This is a genomic window from Candidatus Hydrogenedentota bacterium (genome assembly GCA_016791475.1).
GTDB lineage: Bacteria > Hydrogenedentota > Hydrogenedentia > Hydrogenedentales > JAEUWI01 > JAEUWI01.
Genome location: JAEUWI010000047.1, coordinates 47,800 through 64,553, shown reverse-complemented (window position 1 = coordinate 64,553; position 16,754 = coordinate 47,800). Strand labels below are relative to the sequence as shown.

The window sequence follows — 16,754 nt, the reverse complement described above, 5'->3', positions numbered from 1 at the left end:
AATCGATGGGACCTCTTTTGGAAAGAATACTTGGCCCTACAGCACGCCGCTTGAGCGGTAGTATTAAAACTGCACCCAAAGCTAATATCTTTCACAATTGAACCCTTTTGGATTGTGGCGTGTTCCGCTTCGCCGTTATCCAAGGCCAACTATACCAGAAATGGTGTATATAGTCAATCGATGCAATTGCCAGGACCGTGGCAGATCGAATTGACGATTCAAAGTGATTAAGAGAAAATTTCCCGACGAGGGACTACAAGTACTACTCGTTTACTTGAAATCAGCTCAAAAGGAAAATTGTGTTCGCTGCCCCTGATCTGCCTCAGTTCTCCGCCGCCTTCCGATCAATCTCGTGCTTCTTCAGTCGATACTGCAGGGTCTTGTACGTCAGACCGAGCAACTCCGCCGCCTCTTTGATCCGCCCGCCGCTGCGCTCCAACGCCTGGCGGATGAGATCTTGCTCCAGCTCTTCGAGCGACAGGCCACCGGGCGGCAGCCCCACTTCGCCCACAGGCACCGGAACGTGGTGAAACTTTTCGGGCAGATCCTTCGCTGTGATTACGTCGTCGTTCGCGAGAATAAACAACTGCTCCAACGTATGCTCCAGCTCCCGCACGTTGCCCGGCCAGCGATAGCGGCGGAAGGCGTCCACCACTTCGGGGCCCACCTGCGGCGCTTCGATTCCGATCTTCGCGCTCAATTTCTCGCGGAAGTGCTTGATCAGCAGCGGCAGATCCTCGATACGCTCGCGGAGCGGCGGAAGATAAACCGGCAGCACTTCGAGCCTGAAATAGAGATCCTCACGAAACTCGCCCCGCTCCACGCGCTCGCGCAAATCTCGATTGGTCGCCGCAATCACGCGCACATCCACCTGGCGCGTCTTGCTGCTGCCGACCCGCTCCACCACGCCGTCCTGCAGCACCCGCAACAGCTTGGCCTGAGACTCCAAATGCATATCGCCGATTTCGTCGAGAAAAAGCGTCCCCGTGTTGGCGTCCTCAAACTTGCCGGGCCGGCTCGCATCGGCGCCGGTAAATGCGCCCTTTTCGTGGCCGAACAACTCGGACTCCACAAGATTGTCGGGGATGGCCGCGCAATTCACCACCACAAAGGGCTTCTTCTGGCGGCTGCCCTCGAAGTGAATGTGGCGGGCGATCATTTCCTTGCCCGTGCCCGATTCGCCCAGGATCAGCACCGTGCTGTTCACCCGGGCCGCCTTCGCCGTGCGCTCAAACACCGCCTGCATCGCGGGGCTTTCGCCAATGATGCTGCCCAGCGAAACGCTCCGGGTAACAAGCTCACGAAGTTGCCGGTTCTCTTTCTGAAGGCTGGTGCGCTCCAAGGCTCGGTTGATCACGTGGAGGAGCGTGTCCTTGTCGAAGGGCTTCTCCAGATAGTCGATTGCCCCTTCCTTCATCGCCGTCACCGCCGTGCGGATGGTCGCGTGGGCCGTCATCACCACCACCTCCAGCTCCGGGCGCAGCCGTTTCGCGCGGCGCAGCAATTCCAGGCCGTCGAGTCCCGGCATCCGCATGTCCGTCAGGAGCAACTCGAAACCCTGCTCTTTGAGTATGTCCAGCGTCTTCTCCGCAGACTCGCTTGCGGTTACCTCGTAGCCCGATTGAGAAAGAATGTCGCCGATAATCTCCCGCTGAACGCGGTCGTCTTCGGTGATGAGGATGGACTGTGCCATGGATACTCCTATCGTTGCCCGCTCAGTGCGCCCTGGCGCGGGAGATCTTTTGCTTCAACGGTACGGTGATCGAAACGCGGCAGCCCTGACCGTCCCGGCTGCTCAACTCGATGGTGCCGCCATGCTCCTCCACGATCCCCCGCGTGATGGACAGGCCCAGGCCCGTGCCGCCCGGCTTCGTCGTGTAATACGGATCGAAAACCTGCTCGATCACGCTGTCCGGCAAACCGGGGCCGTCGTCTTCCACCAGGATCTGGCACGCGTCGTTGCGGATGGCGGAACTGAGGCGCACATGCCCGCCGGGCTTGCAGGCCTCCAGCGCGTTCAGCAGCACATTCAGCACCGCCCGCGACCATTGCTTACCGTCCAACAGCAGGAGAGTGCCGCCCGCTTTCAATTCGCTGATCAGCTCCACCCCGCGCTCTTCCGCGTCCTTTTGGAAAAGGCGCACACACTCCTCCAGCACGGCGTCCACGCTCGTGGGCTCCGGCTCCAGCGCGCGCTCCTTCGCCAGCGAAAGAAACCCCGAAACGATCTCTTCCAGGCGATCCACTTCATCGCGGATGGTCATCAAAGGCTTCACGCCGGGCGTGGCCCCATCGCCCCCCATGGAGTCGATGGCGTGGCTCGACAACAGCTTGATCGCGTTCAGCGGGTTGCGCACATCGTGCGCCACCCCCGCCGCCAGGTTGCCCAGGGCCGAAAGACGCTGGGCCTGGCGCAGTTTCACCTCCATCACTTCCTTCTCGCGGAGCGACTCCACCATGTCGTTGAACTTGGATTCGAGCAACTGCACTTCGCCGGAGGAGCGGGCAATCTTCACGGTCTGGAGATTGCCCTCCGTGATGGCCGCGCAGGTGTCGGAGAGATCCATCAGCGGCCGCAACGTCCGGTGGATCGTGTAGATCATGATCCACAGGGTGACGATAAACACAAAAGTCACCAGGAGGATATAGCGGTTCTTGAACGCCCGAAGCACCTCCACGGACGCCTGGGTGCTGTAGTGGATCGTCATCAGCATGTCCAGACGCTCCAGCGGCACATGGACCACGCGGAGCACCGTGCCGTCGGGCTGGTACTGGATCGAAGTCCGCAACTCCGGAATAGGGCCGGGCAGCGGCTCGATCAAGATCTCCGCGTCTTCCCGCTCGTTCATGATGGCCGCCTCGATCTGATCGCTGGTGAGCGAGGCGTCTCCTTCAAACATGTCGAGCACTTCCTTGCGGATCGCCTGGGACTCCGATTCCACTTCTCGGATCGCCTCGCTGATGGTGTGCCGCACAATGATGAAAATCGAGGTGAAAAGACAGAGCAGCAGCACGCAACAAAGCACCAGCACCCGAAAGTACATGGAATGACGCCACTTCACCGGTGACCGCCCGTGTCGCGCCGTGGAGGTCTTGCTCATGACCGCGGGTAGCTCCATAGCCTTATACGTCCGGAATGACTTCGCCGCTGAGCACCTTCATCACTTCCTGAATGTCCTCCCACGTCTTGCCCTTGTCGGAGGGTGTGCGGAGGAGATAGGCCGGGTGATAAGTGACGCGCAGGGGAATGCCCTGGTAGTTGTGCCAGCGCCCGCGCAACTGCCCCACCGACGCCTCGGTCTGAAGGAGGCACTTGGAGGCCACGCCGCCCAGCGCACAGATGACCTTGGGCCGGATCAGCGACAACTGCCGGATCAGATACGGCTCGCAGAGCGACATTTCTTCCGGATTCGGATTTCGGTTGTTCGGCGGGCGGCACTTGAGGACGTTGCAGATATATACGTCCTCCCGCTTCATCTTCATGCCCTTCACAATGATGTCGGTCAGCAACTGGCCCGCCTTGCCCACGAAGGGCTCGCCCTGAGCGTCTTCATCCGCCCCCGGCGCTTCGCCCACGAATACCAGATCGGCCTGAATATTGCCCACGCCGAAGACCGTCTGCGTGCGGGTCTTGCACAGGGCGCATTTCTCGCAACCCCGCACAACCGCGGCCAGCGCCGATAGCGCATCCGCCACATCCCCGGAATCCAGCGCTGGCGCGGCGGCGGGGGGAGCCTGGACCCTCGCGACGGGTTCCTCATCCACCGAAAGAGCGACTTGCTCCGCAGGAGTGGCCGCGGCGCGGGAAAGCAGTTCGGCCACTTCGGGCGACAAAGGCACGGTCTTGCCCGGTGAAGGCGGCAGGGCGCGCAACAAGGCCAGGGTATCGTCTATCGCTGCCTGATAAAGCTCGGCGGGGGTCATTTAAAGTGCTCCTGAAAAGCGTATGATAGCACTCCGGCGTCGCGGGGCGAAAAAAACAGGACGGATAAGTCGGATACGACTGATTTCTTAAATCTGTCCTATCCGTCAAATCCGTCCTGTCGGCAATCCCTGACTTCAGCGGGCTTCCCGCCGCTTGAACCCGGTTGCCCACAGCGTCAGCGCCGTGCCCGCGAGCAACAACACCGTGCCGTAGTTCACCGGTATCGACGCCGGTGTGTCCCGCTCGGGTACATAGCCGAGGCGCAGCGTGCCGCCATGGTTCAGCCACGCCTCCACGCTCGCGCCGTCTTCCGAGAGCGCGGGGGGCGCCGCCAGCAGTCCGCGTACCTGATCCGCCGGGTACCAGACGGGGCCGTCTGCTTCGCTTTCCAGGTAGTAGAGCGTCAGCGATGCGCCGCGCGCATAGTCCGGCACCGGTATGGTGATCCGCTCCGGCACGTCGTACACCTCCACCGGCGTCGCCAGGAAGACCACGCCCAGCCCTTCCATGAAGAGGCCCGTATCTTCACCCTCTGGAATATACGGCACGACCCGAACCCCATCCAGCGCCACATTTGCATCGCTGGAATCGCGCACGAAGGTCTCGCTCGCGGAGAGCACCGTGCCGTCCAGGGCGCGCGCGCCGGCCTCCAGTACATAGGGCGCTCCGTCGACCCAATCGCTCACGCCCGTGTAGACCACCCAGCCGAGGCTATCGTCGCCCTCCGCCGCCGGGCGCCAGAAGTAGTCCGCGAGGTCGGCCACCACACCGTTGACATTCAGCACGATCGTGGACGGATCGATTCCGCCGTCATTCGCCAGGAGTAGCGCCACACGGCTTGCCTGCCCCACGGGTGTCTCCTCCGTCAGCGCCTTCGTCGCGGTATCGGTGGGGTCTTCTCCTTCACCCTCGCCGCCATCCGTGCCGCCGTCGTCGTCGTCGTCCCGGGGCAGTCCGCGGTAGCCTGTGGTGCGGTTGCTGCTCGTACTCGCGCCGCAGGGGTTCACCGCGCGCACTTCATAGTAATAAAGGGTGTAGTCGATATCGAACTCGCCGGGATTGAAGCAGCCCTCGCGAATCAGCTCGTAGGTGGGCTTCTCCGTCGCCGTGTCCGTATAGCGCGGCTCCGTCGTCGTGGCCAGCAGTTCGAAGTGATCGCGATCGCTCTCCGGGCTGCGGAAGATTTCGTAGCCCGACGCGCCGGGCACCGCGCTCCAGATCAAATCCACGCCATCGGGGGACGTGCCGTCGCTCGCCGCCAGATTGGCCGGCGGGTCAAGGGGCGTGCAGCCCAACTGTATGATCGTCGCCGTCTGCGGGCTCGATGTCGCACCCGTGCCTTCCACCCGGATCGTGCCCGTGCGCGAGCGGCCCGAAATATTCGCGGCCACCGCAACCTGAACCACCCCGTCTTCCACACCGTTCGATGGCGGTGTAAGCGACAGGAATTCCGCGCCCGTGGCGACCGAGGCCGTCCAGTTCAACGTACCCGTTCCGCCATTCTCCACGGTGATGCTGATGTTGCCGCCGCCCGCGCCAACGGACTGCTCCGTGGGTGCGATGCGCAGCACCGGCGCGCTCGCCGCCTGGGTGAGCGTTACGTCGGTGGGGCTGTTGGCCGCGCCCGGCGCACTGATCCGGATCGTCGCACTCCGCTCCTGGCCCGTGGTATTCGCCGTCGCCGCCACCACAACCGCACCTTCATTCGTGCCCGAGATGCCGGTGGATATACTCACGAAGTTCGCGCCGGAGACTACCGCCGCGGTCCAGTTCATCGTGCCCGAACCCGCGTTCAGCACCTGGAAACTCGCGCTGCCCGCACTGGAGCCAATCGATTGAGATTCCGGCGAGACCTGAAGCACCGCCTCCTGCGCCGTCTGGATTATGGTCACGTCAATGGGCGAATTCGCGGCATCTGGCGTTTCAACCCGGATCTTCGCCGTTCGGTTGCTCATCGACACGTTGCCCAGGAAGGCCACCGTTACCTGGCCCGCGTTCACCCCGCTGGATCCACTGGTAATCGTCGCAAAGCCCGCCCCCTCGATCACCGCCGCCGTCCAGCCCAGAGATCCGCTGCCGCCATTGGAGACGTTCAGCGACGCCGTGCCCGCAGCCGATCCAATCAATTGGCTCGTGGGCGAAACCTGGAGCAGGGGCACACCGGCCAACTGCGTGATCGTCACCTCTTCCGGTGAACCAAAAGCGCCCGGCGCGGATACAGAGATGCGAATGGTGCGCTGCAGGGGCGTAAGATTCGGGGCCACACTGACCACAAAGGTGCCGTCGTTCGTACCCGTGGCCGCCGAGGTAATGGAGGCATAGCTGTGACCCGCGAGAATCGCCGCCGTCCAGTCGAAGGTGCCGGTGCCCGTGTTGAGCACCTGGATCACCAGTTCTTCCCCTTCAGCCAGCGCGGTTTGCTCCGCCGGCGTCACCGACAACATGGGTGTCGACGGTCCCTGGGTGATTGTGATGACCACCGGGTCGCTGCCCACATCCTCGGAGGACACCAGCAGCCGCCCGATTCGCGGGTTTTCCTGCGCGTTTGGCGCCGCCGTCACCGTGATCGTCCCGTCGTTCGTGCCGGTGGCGCCACTGGCGATTGAAAGAAACTCCGCACCATCCGTGACGGTGGTGGTCCAGTGAATGTCCTCCGTGCCGCCCGCCACGGTGACGCCGAAGCTTAGATCGCCGCCAAAGGGGCTCACGTCGCGCTGCTCGGGCTCCACCGTCAGCGTGGGCAGCTCCACAAAGGTCGCGGTGATCGAACGATCCCCCGTCATGGTCACGTCGTCCGGATTGTCCGTCCCCGAAAGGTCGCCGGACCAGCCGGCAAACATCCAGCCCTCGTCCGCGATCGCTTCGGCGGAGACTACCGTGTTGTCATCGTAGCGCCCGCCCGCCGGGGTCAACTCGATCACGCCCTCGCCCACCACTTCCGTCTCCAGCGCGTAGCGGCCATCCCAGAGCAGGATGCCCGAGGCGCCCGTGCCGCCGACGTTCCCCAGCACCGTGCCCACGCCGCCCGCGCCGCCGGCCACCGTCACCGTGCCGTTTGACTCGGACAGGGTCTGGATCAGGATGCTGCCACCCGCGCCGCCGCCGCCGCCCGAAAGATCCGATCCGCCCACGGCGCCATCGGCGGAAATCGTACCGTTATTTACAATCCGCTCCGCTTCGATGATAATCACACCGCCGCCATTACCGCCGTAGGCGCCTATGTTCGCAAAGTTCGATGTCTGGCCGCCGCGACCGCCGCCGCTGCCGAAACGCGGGAAAAGATAGGTGTCGCGAAAGCCCTGGCCTGCCGCCGTAGCCACCGTGTCAAAGGCTTCGCCGCCCAGACCGCCCGTCTGCGTGCCCTGGCCCGTCGCGCCGCGCGCGCCCGCCTCGCGGTGACCGCCGCCGCCGCCGCTGCCCGGATTCGCATTCCCGTTGATCTCGCCGAAGCCGCCGCCACCACCACCTCGATTGGCCGCGCTGCTGATCGCACCCGTGTTGCCCCAACTATCGCCCTGCTGGCCGATGAAGCCGGGACTGCCGCCTTCCAGCGTGCCGCCACGATAGCCCCGGCCCGTCGCCGAGATCGCGCCGCCGTTTTGAATCGTCAACGTGCCCCGCACCTTCAGCCGAAGCACTCCCCCCTGCGTCGGGTCCACCGCACCGCTGGCGTTGCCCGTGTAGGGGCTCACCGTGAGGGTGCCGCCCGAGGAAATCGTCAAGTTCTCCAGTTGAGGCACCTGGTCCCCATGCTCGGGATCGTAGGCCAGCAGATCCGACGCCGTGCGCACCTGCGCCCAGAGATCCTGGATCGTGGTCTCGCCCGCGGGCACCGTAAAGGACCCATGGCGCCCGTCACCAAAATCAAAATCCGCCGGTTGCGCCGGCGCCGGCGGGGCGATGAGCGTGGCCGCAAACATCGGCAGAGTGAGGGTGCGCAGGGCCGCGCGGAGTGGTTGAAGTGCGTTGACAGGTCCCATGAAAAACATCCCTTCAAAAGGCTGGCCTGTTGTGGCTGGGAGGAGCCGGGGCGGACGCCCGGGGGCGCCTGCTGGGGCTCGTCGGTTACAAGGTCACACCGGGGGTGCGACGCTGATGTTGAGGCATGAAAATGCCCGTAAGGGTTTCATCCCCCCGGATATTCTAAAGGTTCCCGCCATGGCATACAATTTCACGGCGTCACGTGGGAAATACGCACTATTACCAGCTCGCGACCACTTCGCCCGATCGGATCCGGGCCTGACAGGCCAGTCGCTCGTTGGTACGCAATCCCAGGTCCTCTTCGAGATGGTTCGGTTCGTGAAGATTTTCCAATCCCGATTCCACGATGATCACGCAGGTGCCGCAACTTCCGGCCTGGCAGCCGAAGGGCACCCCCAGTTCTTCGCACGCCGCCAGAATGGGCTCCCCCGCCTCCAAATCCCTGTACTTTCCATCAATCGTTATGCGTGCCATGATACTACCCGGATCCTCGTTGCTTTGTTACGCCCAGGCCGGAATGCGCCACGGGCGGATGGATTGTACCCCATCGCAACGGCTAAAATCAGGTCTGGAATGATCGAATTCGGCCCACGCGCCACACAGGAGCTTCACTATGAACCATCTCAAATCCATCAGCCGCCGCCCCCAGGTGGCCCAGGGCGTAACCACCCCCCTGGAATCGGCCATCCTTACTTTTCTGACCATCTTCTTCAGTTCCTGGACCAACGGCCCGACCGTCATCCAGAATCTCTCCGCGTTCTACGCGAAAACCCCCGACTGAGCCTGAAAAAAACGACCGGCACGCCAACCGAATGTCGGCGTGCCGGTCGGATAATGCCTTGTTCGCCCCTTAATTTGCGGGTGCGGCCGCCGGAGCCGGGGCGGCTTCAGGCGCGGCCGGGGGAGCGGCGATCCCCTCCGGGGGAGCCGGCGGCGGCGTGGCCGAGTCCCCTCCGTTGCCCACTTCGGTGACGCGCCGTTCGAGTTCCAGCTCATAAGCGTCGCCGGCGGATACATGGCGCTCGGTCACCACAATGAGATGGTAACCGTAGCTCGTCTGCACGACGTTGCTCAGTTCATTCAGGGGAGCCGACCAGACATAATTCTCGAACTGTTCCTGGTACTGTCCTTTGGCCATGGGGCCCATGTCGCCGCCACGGGTGGCGCTGGCGGGGTCGTTCGAATATTCCTTGGCAAGCTTCTCGAAGCTCTCGCCCTTCTCAATCCGGCCGCGGATCTCCTGAATAAGCTGCAACGCCCGGGAGCGGTCCGCCGGGTCGCCCTGATCGAATTTCACCAGGATATGCTTCGCCCGAACTTCCGAACGGCCCGGCGTGCGCTTGCCCATGGCCAGGATCAGGCCGACCATGATGAGCACCACGACCAGAATGCCCCACCAGAGATAGGGGGCAAAATCCTTCGGCTCGTTGATATTCTCGTCGTTCACTTGGGCCATACTGCTTTTCCTCCAATTAAGTGCGGATGAATGTTTAGATAATACCGTCGCCAAGATGGAACAAACCGGTGTAAAAAGAGATAACAATATAGCCGACCACGGCACCCACCCCGAGTACGATCAGCACGCCCAGAATCTTCGTGGCGATGCCCACGGCATGGCGTCCCTCTTCGAGGTGGTAGTCGGACACCTTGCGCAGGCTCACTTCCAGATTGCCCGAGCGCTCCCCGACTTCCAGCATTTCCCGCGCCAGCGGGGTCAGGCTCTTGCAGCCCGCAAAGGACTCCACGAGGCTGTGGCCCGCGGCAACCATGGGAATCGCCTTTTTCAGGTCTTTCTCGATCCAGGGATTGCCCGAAATCGCTGCCGCATTCGCAATACAGGATTGGATATTCATGCCGCTGCCAACGAGCAGTGAGAAACTCCGAAAAAAGCGGGCCAGACCGAATTTCCTGTTTACCGTGTTCAGCGGCCAGATATAGTTCAGAATCAGGCCCCAGCTCCAGTTGATCAGGCCCAGTCGCGACAGCACTATCGTCGCAATGATCGCCAGCGCGAAGGTGCCCGTGGCAAACCCCTGAAACAGGAAGTACTGGTTGAAGTAGTCGCCAAGATTGAACGGCTCGGCCGAGTTGAGATTCATGCGCCCGATGAGCCCCAGGGAGAAGGTGCCCAGATACCAGGCCGCGCCAAGCTGGATCGCCGGGTACACCAGCGCGCCCACGATTTTCCGCTGCATGGCCAGACGATCTTCGTAGTAGCTCGCCAGGTCGTGCAGCATCACATCGAGCCGCCCGCCCAGCTCGCCCGAGTGAAGCAACTCAATAAAGAACTTCGGCAGGTACTTCTTCTGGCGGCGCGCCGCCTCGCCCAGCGTGGCGCCCTGCTTCGCATCTTCCGCCATGGCGCGAAAAACCTGCTTGGCGCGGGAATCCTTCGCGTTGTCCGACATCATTTCCAGCGTGCGAATGATGGGGAGTCCCGCATCATAGCTGGTGGCCATCTGGCGGCACAGCGGCACCAGATGTTTGGCGGATATCTCGGCGGTCATTAGGCCCATGGCAGACCCGGTCCTTGGTTGGTGTCACAAGAAAGGGAGAAGCATCACCGCCGGCACGCGCCGCAGTGGCCGCTCTCTCTCTACTGGGACGGGCATTGTAACAGACTCGGGGAAAGGTCGCCAATCAGCCACAATGCCCCCGCCTCAACGCTGGCTCACCCCGCGCCCAGTGTATGGATGGCCCCCAGCTCCCTGAATCGCTCGTTGAAGTCGAGCCCATAGCCCACTACAAAATGGTCGTCGATCACAAATCCGGTAAAATCGGCGTCCACCGGTCGAAGACGCCGCGAGGGCTTGTCCAGGAGCACCGCCAGGTCGACCGATTCCGGATGCTGCGCCCGCACCACCTCCAGGATTCGCTCCACCGTGTGCCCCGTATCCAGAATATCCTCCAGGATCAGGACCCGCCGCCCGTGGATAGGCTCCTCCGGCAGGTGGGAGAAAACCACCTCGCCCCCGCGCTCCGTGCCCGCGTAGCTTTTTGCACGGATATAGTCCACCTCCACCGGCATCTTCAATTGGCGCAGCAGATCCACGCTGAACGGCACCGCCCCCTTCAACACCACCAGCACCAGCAGGGACGCATCCCCGTAATGCCGGTTCATCTCCTCCGCCAACTCCCCGATTCGGGCACAGAGGCGGTCACTGTCTATCAGGGGCGTCTCGCTCAATTTCAAGTCCATGAGAAACTTCCGTGCTTCGTTGCGATTGTGTATTCCGCTATTGGTGACCATCCATACCATAGGTCGCGTCCGACAATTAGCCACAAGCGCGTGTTCTTTCGATACTACCTCTCGTCCAGTAGACTCGCAGACAATTTGCTGCCCTGGAGTTGGCGACGCGACCACCGCGCGAGAAGCGTCCGTGAAATTCCGTGTCCTTCCGTGGTCAACAGAAGAGGATTGAAAACGGAAGGACAAGGAAACGAACGCGTTCAATGCGTTGAAAGGATGGCCCATGCGTATTCGTTCAGGGTAACTGTAAATTCGCGTCCATTCGCGCTTCAAATCTCTTTCGTTTTCTTCAAATTCAATTTGCGAGAATTTGCGCAAATTTTAGGTTCAACTCTCTTGGTTGCGGCCAACGTCTGCCCTGAGCCCCTCCGTGGTCAATCTCCTTTACCACCCCTGAACTCGCAGGGAGACGCCGGCACTATGCCCGAATCTCGACGCACAGCTCCACATAGCGCCGGGTGTGCTCCGTCACCGCGGCATCCCGGCTCACCGTGTGCCCCGGAATCCACACGATCCGTCCGCTGCTCTCCACCACAAGCTGCCGATCCCGCTCGGGCCGCGTCAGGCCCTGATCGTTGAATACATCCTTGAGCTTCCGGGTACCTTCCATGCCGAGCGGACGAAACCGGTCCCCCGCACTCCGCCGCCGGATGACAAAAGTATCCCCGAGGGCGTCGCCATCAAAAATCTGGCGCCCGGCATGGCAATAAACTGCGAGGGGTCCAGGGGGCAGAGCGTCCGGTCGGCGCGCCTCGAAGCGCTTGTCAAAGCCCATTGCGACGCCGGGAATAGTCAGGTGGATTTCGTCAACCGGCTCTTCCATCGCCAGCGCGGCAAAAACGGCATGCTCCGCGCTCAGGTAGAGTGCCACACCGTTGCCCAGATCGATCTGTTTGCCCGCGGGGCCCTCGGCGACAAACACGACGGCCCGACTGACCGTTTCAAAGTTCGCTTCGGCCGCGGCGCGACGGAGTTGGTCCGTCATACAACGAAATTGCAGGGCGGGATCGAGGGTGCGAAACACGGCGCGGATGAGACGGCCCGATTTGTCCGCCGTTTCATCCAGTGCCGCTGCGGCAAGCCGGTCGAGCAACGCACTGTCCTGGCGTTGCAGCGTGGCCAGGCGCTTGAGTGCCTCCTGAATACCGGGGTTGAAATCCCGCACGAGAATCGGCAGCAATTCGTGGCGGACGCGGTTGCGCAGGACATCAACTTCGGCGTTGGTGGCGTCCTCGCGCCAGGAAATTCTCTCAGATTCCAGCCAGGCGCGAATCTCCCGGCGGGTGACGTCGAGGAGCGGCCGGATAATCTGAATGCCGCCTTCCTCCCGCCGGGGCGGGATGCCGCCAAGTCCGGCGGGACTCGCCCCCCGAAGCAGGCGCAACAGCACCGTTTCCGCCTGGTCGTCGGCGTGATGTCCAGTGGCGATGGCCGTGTAGCCTTGCGCTCGCGCGGTGTCGAGGAGAAAAGCATAGCGCGCGCGACGGGCGGCCATTTCAAAACTCTCGCCCGAGGCCTCCGCAAGCGCCGCAACGTTGTCGCCACCCAGATAGAACTTCAACCCCAGCGCCTGTGCGGCCGCTGCAACGAAGCGCCCGTCCTCGGCGCTTTCCCCCTGCCGCGTCTGATGATCGAAACAGGCGACCGCGCAAGGCGCCGCTGCGCGATGGAACAGGTGCATGAGGGCCACGGAATCGGCCCCGCCCGACACGGCGGCGAGCACGGGACCGCCTGTGGGGTTGAGTGCGGCGATGGATTTCTTGAAGGTGTCGATCAGGGTTGTCATTGGCGTTCCGGGTGCATGACCTTTAAATCACTGACCATTCACGGAATCACACAGGGACTGACGCGGACCCGTGTGCCAAGGTAGCTGAAGCACTCTTAATTTGAAAGTGCCCGTATTTGAGCGAGGCGGATTGTAAGGTCCGTGGCTGTCCCGTCGTGGTCCGAGCGCACTAGCTGAAATCACAAGGCTCGTATTCCGGGCCAGTGTTGCGGACTGGGTAAGTGTTGGCACATCCCGTGCACTTCCCTTGCGACGGGACAGCCACGCGCATTGGCGCGCCTGTTGATTTCGCCAAGTCCTGTTCAACTTTAGCAAACTCCGCTCGGAGAAGGTCCGCCTGCGCGCGTCAGTCCCAACGTCTCGAAAACCTGCTCACGTCCTCACATCCCCGCGGGCTTCAGCGCTTCCAATATTTCCTTCACGGCGGCGTCCAACCCGATGAACAGCGCGCGCGCCACAATGTCGTGGCCGATATTCACCTCGCGCAGGCCCGGCAGCGCCGCGACGGGCGCCAGGTTTCGCGCGGTAAGTCCGTGCCCCGCATGGAAGCGCAGGTTGGTCTGGGCGATGGCCTCGGCCGATACTTGGAGGCGGCGAATCTCTTTCGCCACGTCACGCGCATTGGCGTAGGCCCCCGTATGCAACTCCACGAAGTCCGCGCCCGTGGCCGCACTCGCCTCGATCTGGGGAATTTCGGGATCGATGAAAAGGCTCACTTTAATACCGTGTTCATGCATGCCCGCCACCACTTCCGTGAGCCAGGCCTGCTGAGCGAACACATCCAGCCCGCCCTCGGTCGTGATTTCTTCCCGGCTTTCCGGCACCAGGCACACGGTGTAGGGCCTCACCTCGTGGGCAATGGCGATGATCTCGTCCACCGCGGCCATTTCAAAATTCATGCGCGTCGTGAGCGACTCGGCAAGGGCATGGACATCGTGATCCTGGATATGGCGCCGGTCCTGCCGGAGATGGACCGTGATCTGATGCGCGCCGGCCGCCTCGCAAATGGCCGCCGCTTCCAGCACACTGGGAACGACGCCCTTGCGCGCCTCGCGGAGCGTGGCGATATGGTCAATATTGACACCGAGTTCGATCAAGAGAGGCACTCCTTTATTGCTGCTACCTATCAGTCATCTGCAGGAGGGGTCCTGGACACGATCCCTCAACACTTTTTGTTGTACAAGAAAACGACGGGCGTGCCACGCGATCCGGCAACGCCGGTTCGTGTGCCAAGAGCCTCGCACGCAAGGGCAATAATACATGTCATGACCGGGCGGCTGGTCTACCTGGGGCTGACGAGCGATGCTCGACTTCGGCATGTTGGGAAGTGGCGCAAAAGGGCCGGTCAAGTTATCGCTACGACTCCAGGAAAACCTCGCCATGGGCACACGAACCGGCGTTGCCGGATCGCGGGGCACGTCCGTGGTGATCCTGGTTGCAGCCAAAGGCCGCGCTCAGTCCACCAAGTCCACACCGATGCAGTCCCCCACCGCCATGCGCATCGTTACATCGCCGCGACGCGGTCGGCCAGTTGCTTCGTCAAAGTCTGGGCGGCGCGGGCGTCCTGGTGCTGCACCATGATACGCACGATGGGCTCCGTCCCCGAAGGCCGGATCACCACCCGGCCCTTGCCTTCGAGTTCGTCGCGGATTTCTTCCACCAGGGCGTCCAGCGATTCCTGCGAGGGTTTCGGACGGCCATTGAGCGGAATCTTCTGGTGGCTCTCCGGCATTTCCTGATAGGCGTGGGCCAGGTCCGTGAGGGGCTGCTCCTTGCGCACGATGATCGCCAGCACCTGCAACGCCGCGATGATGGCGTCGCCCGTGGTGTTGTGGTCCAGAATAATCATGTGGCCGGAAGACTCGCCGCCAATAGCGAGGCCCTGCTCGCGCATGGCCTCCACCACATAGCGATCACCCACCTGCGTGTGGACCACCCGACCGCCCAGCGGCGCCAGCGCCCGGGCCAGCCCGCCGTTGGCCATGATCGTCGTGGCAATGGTCTTCTCGGGCAGTTCGTCGCGCTCCAGGCGATCAATTCCCAGAATCGCCAACAAGGCATTGCCATCAAGCAGCCTGCCATTCCCATCGGCCATAACCAGGCGATCCCCATCGCCGTCAAAGGCAATGCCGAGATCGGCCCGTTCGCGGATCACCGTGGCGCGCATTTCTTCGGGGTGCACCGATCCCACGTCCTCGTTGATATTGCTGCCGTCCGGGCGATCGCCGATGGCAATCACTTCCGCGCCCAGCTCGCGCAGGGTGTTCGGGCCCGCCTTGTAGGTCGCGCCGTTGGAACAGTCCACCACGATGCGGAGACCGTCCAGCCGCATGCCCTTCGGAAAGGAGGCCTTCACAAATTCGATGTAGCGGCCCACCGCGTCATCAATACGCCGGGCCACGCCAATGTCATTGCCCGTCGGTCGGAGTTTGTCCACTTCGCCTGTGACGATCAGGCGCTCGATCTCGTCTTCGGCTTCGTCGGGGATCTTGTAGCCGTCCCGGCCAAAAAGTTTGATGCCGTTGTCGGCGTAGTGATTGTGGGAGGCGGAAATCATGATGGCCCCGTCGCAGCGAAGGCTCCGCATGATGTACGAAACACCCGGCGTGGGCAGAGGACCCGTCAAGAGCACGTTGATGCCGACGGAGCACAATCCCGCCGTGAGGGCGTTTTCAAGCATGTAGCAGGAGCGGCGCGTGTCCTTGCCGATAAGTATGGTGTGGCGGCCGCTGCCGTTCTGGAACAGGTGACCCGCCGCGCGGCCCACCTTGAGCGCCATCTCCGCCGTCATCGGGTGGATATTCGCCTTCCCGCGGATTCCATCGGTGCCAAACAATCGATCGGGCATGCCTCTCTCTCCTTAAGTTCCTGCTCTAAAACCGCGCCGGGCGGGGACCTACGCCCGCTGTATCGCCTCGGTCATCCGCACCACCCGGCCCATGGCCCGCACATCGTGAACCCGAACACAGTGGGCGCCCGCCACGATGGATACCGCCACGGTGGCCGCGGTTCCCTCGCTTCGATCATGCACCTCCGCGCCCAGCACCGCGCCGATGGTCGACTTGTTCGACGTGCCGATCAGTACGGGCAATCCAAAACGGCGGAACGCGGCGAGTTCCTTCAACAAGGTCAGATTATGCGCCACCGTCTTGCCGAATCCAAAACCGGGATCCAGCCAAATCTGCTCACGGGTGATCCCCGCCGCCATCGCCGCCGCCAGGCGCTCCTCGAAAAAAGCACCTATCTCCTCCACCACATTGCCGTAGCGCGGATTCTGTTGCATGTTCCGCGGCGTCCCCTGCATGTGCATCAGCACACAGGGACAGCCCGACTCCGCAATGACCTCGGCCATTGCCGGATCATGGCGCAACGCGCTGATATCGTTGATCATGGCCGCGCCCCGCGCCAGCGCCGCCCGGGCCGTAGCCGCGTGGTAGGTGTCCACCGAGATGGGCACCGGGCATTCCGAAAGCGCCTCCAGCACCGGCAGGAGCCGGGCCAGCTCCTCTGCGGCCGTCACAGGCTCCGCGCCGGGCCGTGCCGATTCCGCACCCAGATCGAGGATATCCGCGCCATCGGCCACCAGCGACAGGGCATGATCCCGCGCCGCCGCCACGTCGCCCAGCCGCCCGCCGTCGTAGAACGAATCGGGTGTCAGGTTCACGATGCCCATGATCAGAGCGGAACCCCGGTTGAGCACGGAGGAGGCATAGAGCGGTGAATAACGATTCATAGGGGGCGGGAAGACTCTCGGAAACGTTGCGCGCCAGGGCAAAATTTAAGACTGCTTAGTCGGCGCTTATGACCGCAGG

13 protein-coding genes are annotated in these 16,754 nt (G+C 62.6%); 1 reads left to right on the top strand and 12 read right to left on the bottom strand.

What is annotated here, in order from left to right:
• Nucleotides 1-322: 322 nt before the first annotated feature.
• The 5 genes from JNK74_21425 to JNK74_21405 all read right to left on the bottom strand — a co-directional run bounded on the left by JNK74_21425 (nucleotide 323) and on the right by JNK74_21405 (nucleotide 8,380).
• Nucleotides 323-1,693, bottom strand: a complete 1,371-nt coding sequence (locus JNK74_21425; GenBank protein MBL7648746.1) for a sigma-54-dependent Fis family transcriptional regulator — start codon at nucleotides 1,691-1,693, stop codon at nucleotides 323-325.
• Between the two features lie 22 nt (nucleotides 1,694-1,715).
• The gene (locus JNK74_21420) at nucleotides 1,716-3,101 is read right to left on the bottom strand and encodes a HAMP domain-containing histidine kinase (GenBank protein MBL7648745.1); all 1,386 of its coding nucleotides are present in this window, start codon (nucleotides 3,099-3,101) and stop codon (nucleotides 1,716-1,718) included.
• Nucleotides 3,102-3,123: 22 nt separating this feature from the next.
• Nucleotides 3,124-3,924, bottom strand: coding sequence for a uracil-DNA glycosylase (locus JNK74_21415; protein MBL7648744.1), 801 nt, complete (start codon nucleotides 3,922-3,924; stop codon nucleotides 3,124-3,126).
• Between the two features lie 135 nt (nucleotides 3,925-4,059).
• A complete protein-coding gene (locus JNK74_21410; protein MBL7648743.1) occupies nucleotides 4,060-7,905 on the bottom strand; it encodes a BACON domain-containing protein in 3,846 nt (1,281 codons plus the stop codon).
• A 220-nt stretch (nucleotides 7,906-8,125) separates the two neighbouring features.
• Entirely contained in the window at nucleotides 8,126-8,380 is a 255-nt protein-coding gene (locus JNK74_21405; GenBank protein ID MBL7648742.1) for a (2Fe-2S)-binding protein, read from the bottom strand.
• Nucleotides 8,381-8,519: 139 nt separating this feature from the next.
• On the opposite strand from JNK74_21405, the gene JNK74_21400 reads away from it, so the two are divergent.
• Nucleotides 8,520-8,687, top strand: a complete 168-nt coding sequence (locus tag JNK74_21400; protein ID MBL7648741.1) for a hypothetical protein — start codon at nucleotides 8,520-8,522, stop codon at nucleotides 8,685-8,687.
• Nucleotides 8,688-8,756: 69 nt separating this feature from the next.
• Here JNK74_21400 and JNK74_21395 read toward each other — a convergent pair whose 3' ends face one another.
• From JNK74_21395 to folP, 7 genes are all read right to left on the bottom strand, one after another.
• Nucleotides 8,757-9,362 (bottom strand): peptidyl-prolyl cis-trans isomerase, encoded by a 606-nt coding sequence (locus tag JNK74_21395; GenBank protein ID MBL7648740.1) that lies wholly within the window; start codon nucleotides 9,360-9,362, stop codon nucleotides 8,757-8,759.
• A gap of 34 nt (nucleotides 9,363-9,396) precedes the next feature.
• Entirely contained in the window at nucleotides 9,397-10,422 is a 1,026-nt protein-coding gene (locus JNK74_21390; GenBank protein ID MBL7648739.1) for a type II secretion system F family protein, read from the bottom strand.
• Between the two features lie 155 nt (nucleotides 10,423-10,577).
• Nucleotides 10,578-11,105, bottom strand: coding sequence for a hypoxanthine phosphoribosyltransferase (gene hpt, locus JNK74_21385; GenBank protein ID MBL7648738.1), 528 nt, complete (start codon nucleotides 11,103-11,105; stop codon nucleotides 10,578-10,580).
• 469 nt (nucleotides 11,106-11,574) lie between these two features.
• Nucleotides 11,575-12,942 (bottom strand): tRNA lysidine(34) synthetase TilS, encoded by a 1,368-nt coding sequence (gene tilS / locus JNK74_21380; protein MBL7648737.1) that lies wholly within the window; start codon nucleotides 12,940-12,942, stop codon nucleotides 11,575-11,577.
• A 380-nt stretch (nucleotides 12,943-13,322) separates the two neighbouring features.
• The gene (locus JNK74_21375; protein ID MBL7648736.1) at nucleotides 13,323-14,039 is read right to left on the bottom strand and encodes a pyridoxine 5'-phosphate synthase; all 717 of its coding nucleotides are present in this window, start codon (nucleotides 14,037-14,039) and stop codon (nucleotides 13,323-13,325) included.
• Between the two features lie 407 nt (nucleotides 14,040-14,446).
• Complete coding sequence (locus JNK74_21370; protein ID MBL7648735.1) at nucleotides 14,447-15,790, bottom strand: phosphoglucosamine mutase; 1,344 nt, start codon at nucleotides 15,788-15,790, stop codon at nucleotides 14,447-14,449.
• 48 nt (nucleotides 15,791-15,838) lie between these two features.
• Entirely contained in the window at nucleotides 15,839-16,675 is an 837-nt protein-coding gene (folP, locus tag JNK74_21365) for a dihydropteroate synthase (GenBank protein MBL7648734.1), read from the bottom strand.
• Nucleotides 16,676-16,754 lie beyond the last annotated feature (79 nt).

Coding starts and splice junctions, on each gene's coding strand:
- tilS (MBL7648737.1), bottom strand. CDS start 12,942: ATGACAACCCTGATCGACACCTTCAAGAAATCCATCGCCGCACTCAAC.
- hpt (MBL7648738.1), bottom strand. CDS start 11,105: ATGGACTTGAAATTGAGCGAGACGCCCCTGATAGACAGTGACCGCCTC.
- JNK74_21420 (MBL7648745.1), bottom strand. CDS start 3,101: ATGAGCAAGACCTCCACGGCGCGACACGGGCGGTCACCGGTGAAGTGG.
- folP (MBL7648734.1), bottom strand. CDS start 16,675: ATGAATCGTTATTCACCGCTCTATGCCTCCTCCGTGCTCAACCGGGGT.
- JNK74_21400 (MBL7648741.1), top strand. CDS start 8,520: ATGAACCATCTCAAATCCATCAGCCGCCGCCCCCAGGTGGCCCAGGGC.
- JNK74_21390 (MBL7648739.1), bottom strand. CDS start 10,422: ATGGGCCTAATGACCGCCGAGATATCCGCCAAACATCTGGTGCCGCTG.
- JNK74_21405 (MBL7648742.1), bottom strand. CDS start 8,380: ATGGCACGCATAACGATTGATGGAAAGTACAGGGATTTGGAGGCGGGG.
- JNK74_21410 (MBL7648743.1), bottom strand. CDS start 7,905: ATGGGACCTGTCAACGCACTTCAACCACTCCGCGCGGCCCTGCGCACC.
- JNK74_21415 (MBL7648744.1), bottom strand. CDS start 3,924: ATGACCCCCGCCGAGCTTTATCAGGCAGCGATAGACGATACCCTGGCC.
- JNK74_21425 (MBL7648746.1), bottom strand. CDS start 1,693: ATGGCACAGTCCATCCTCATCACCGAAGACGACCGCGTTCAGCGGGAG.
- JNK74_21370 (MBL7648735.1), bottom strand. CDS start 15,790: ATGCCCGATCGATTGTTTGGCACCGATGGAATCCGCGGGAAGGCGAAT.
- JNK74_21395 (MBL7648740.1), bottom strand. CDS start 9,362: ATGGCCCAAGTGAACGACGAGAATATCAACGAGCCGAAGGATTTTGCC.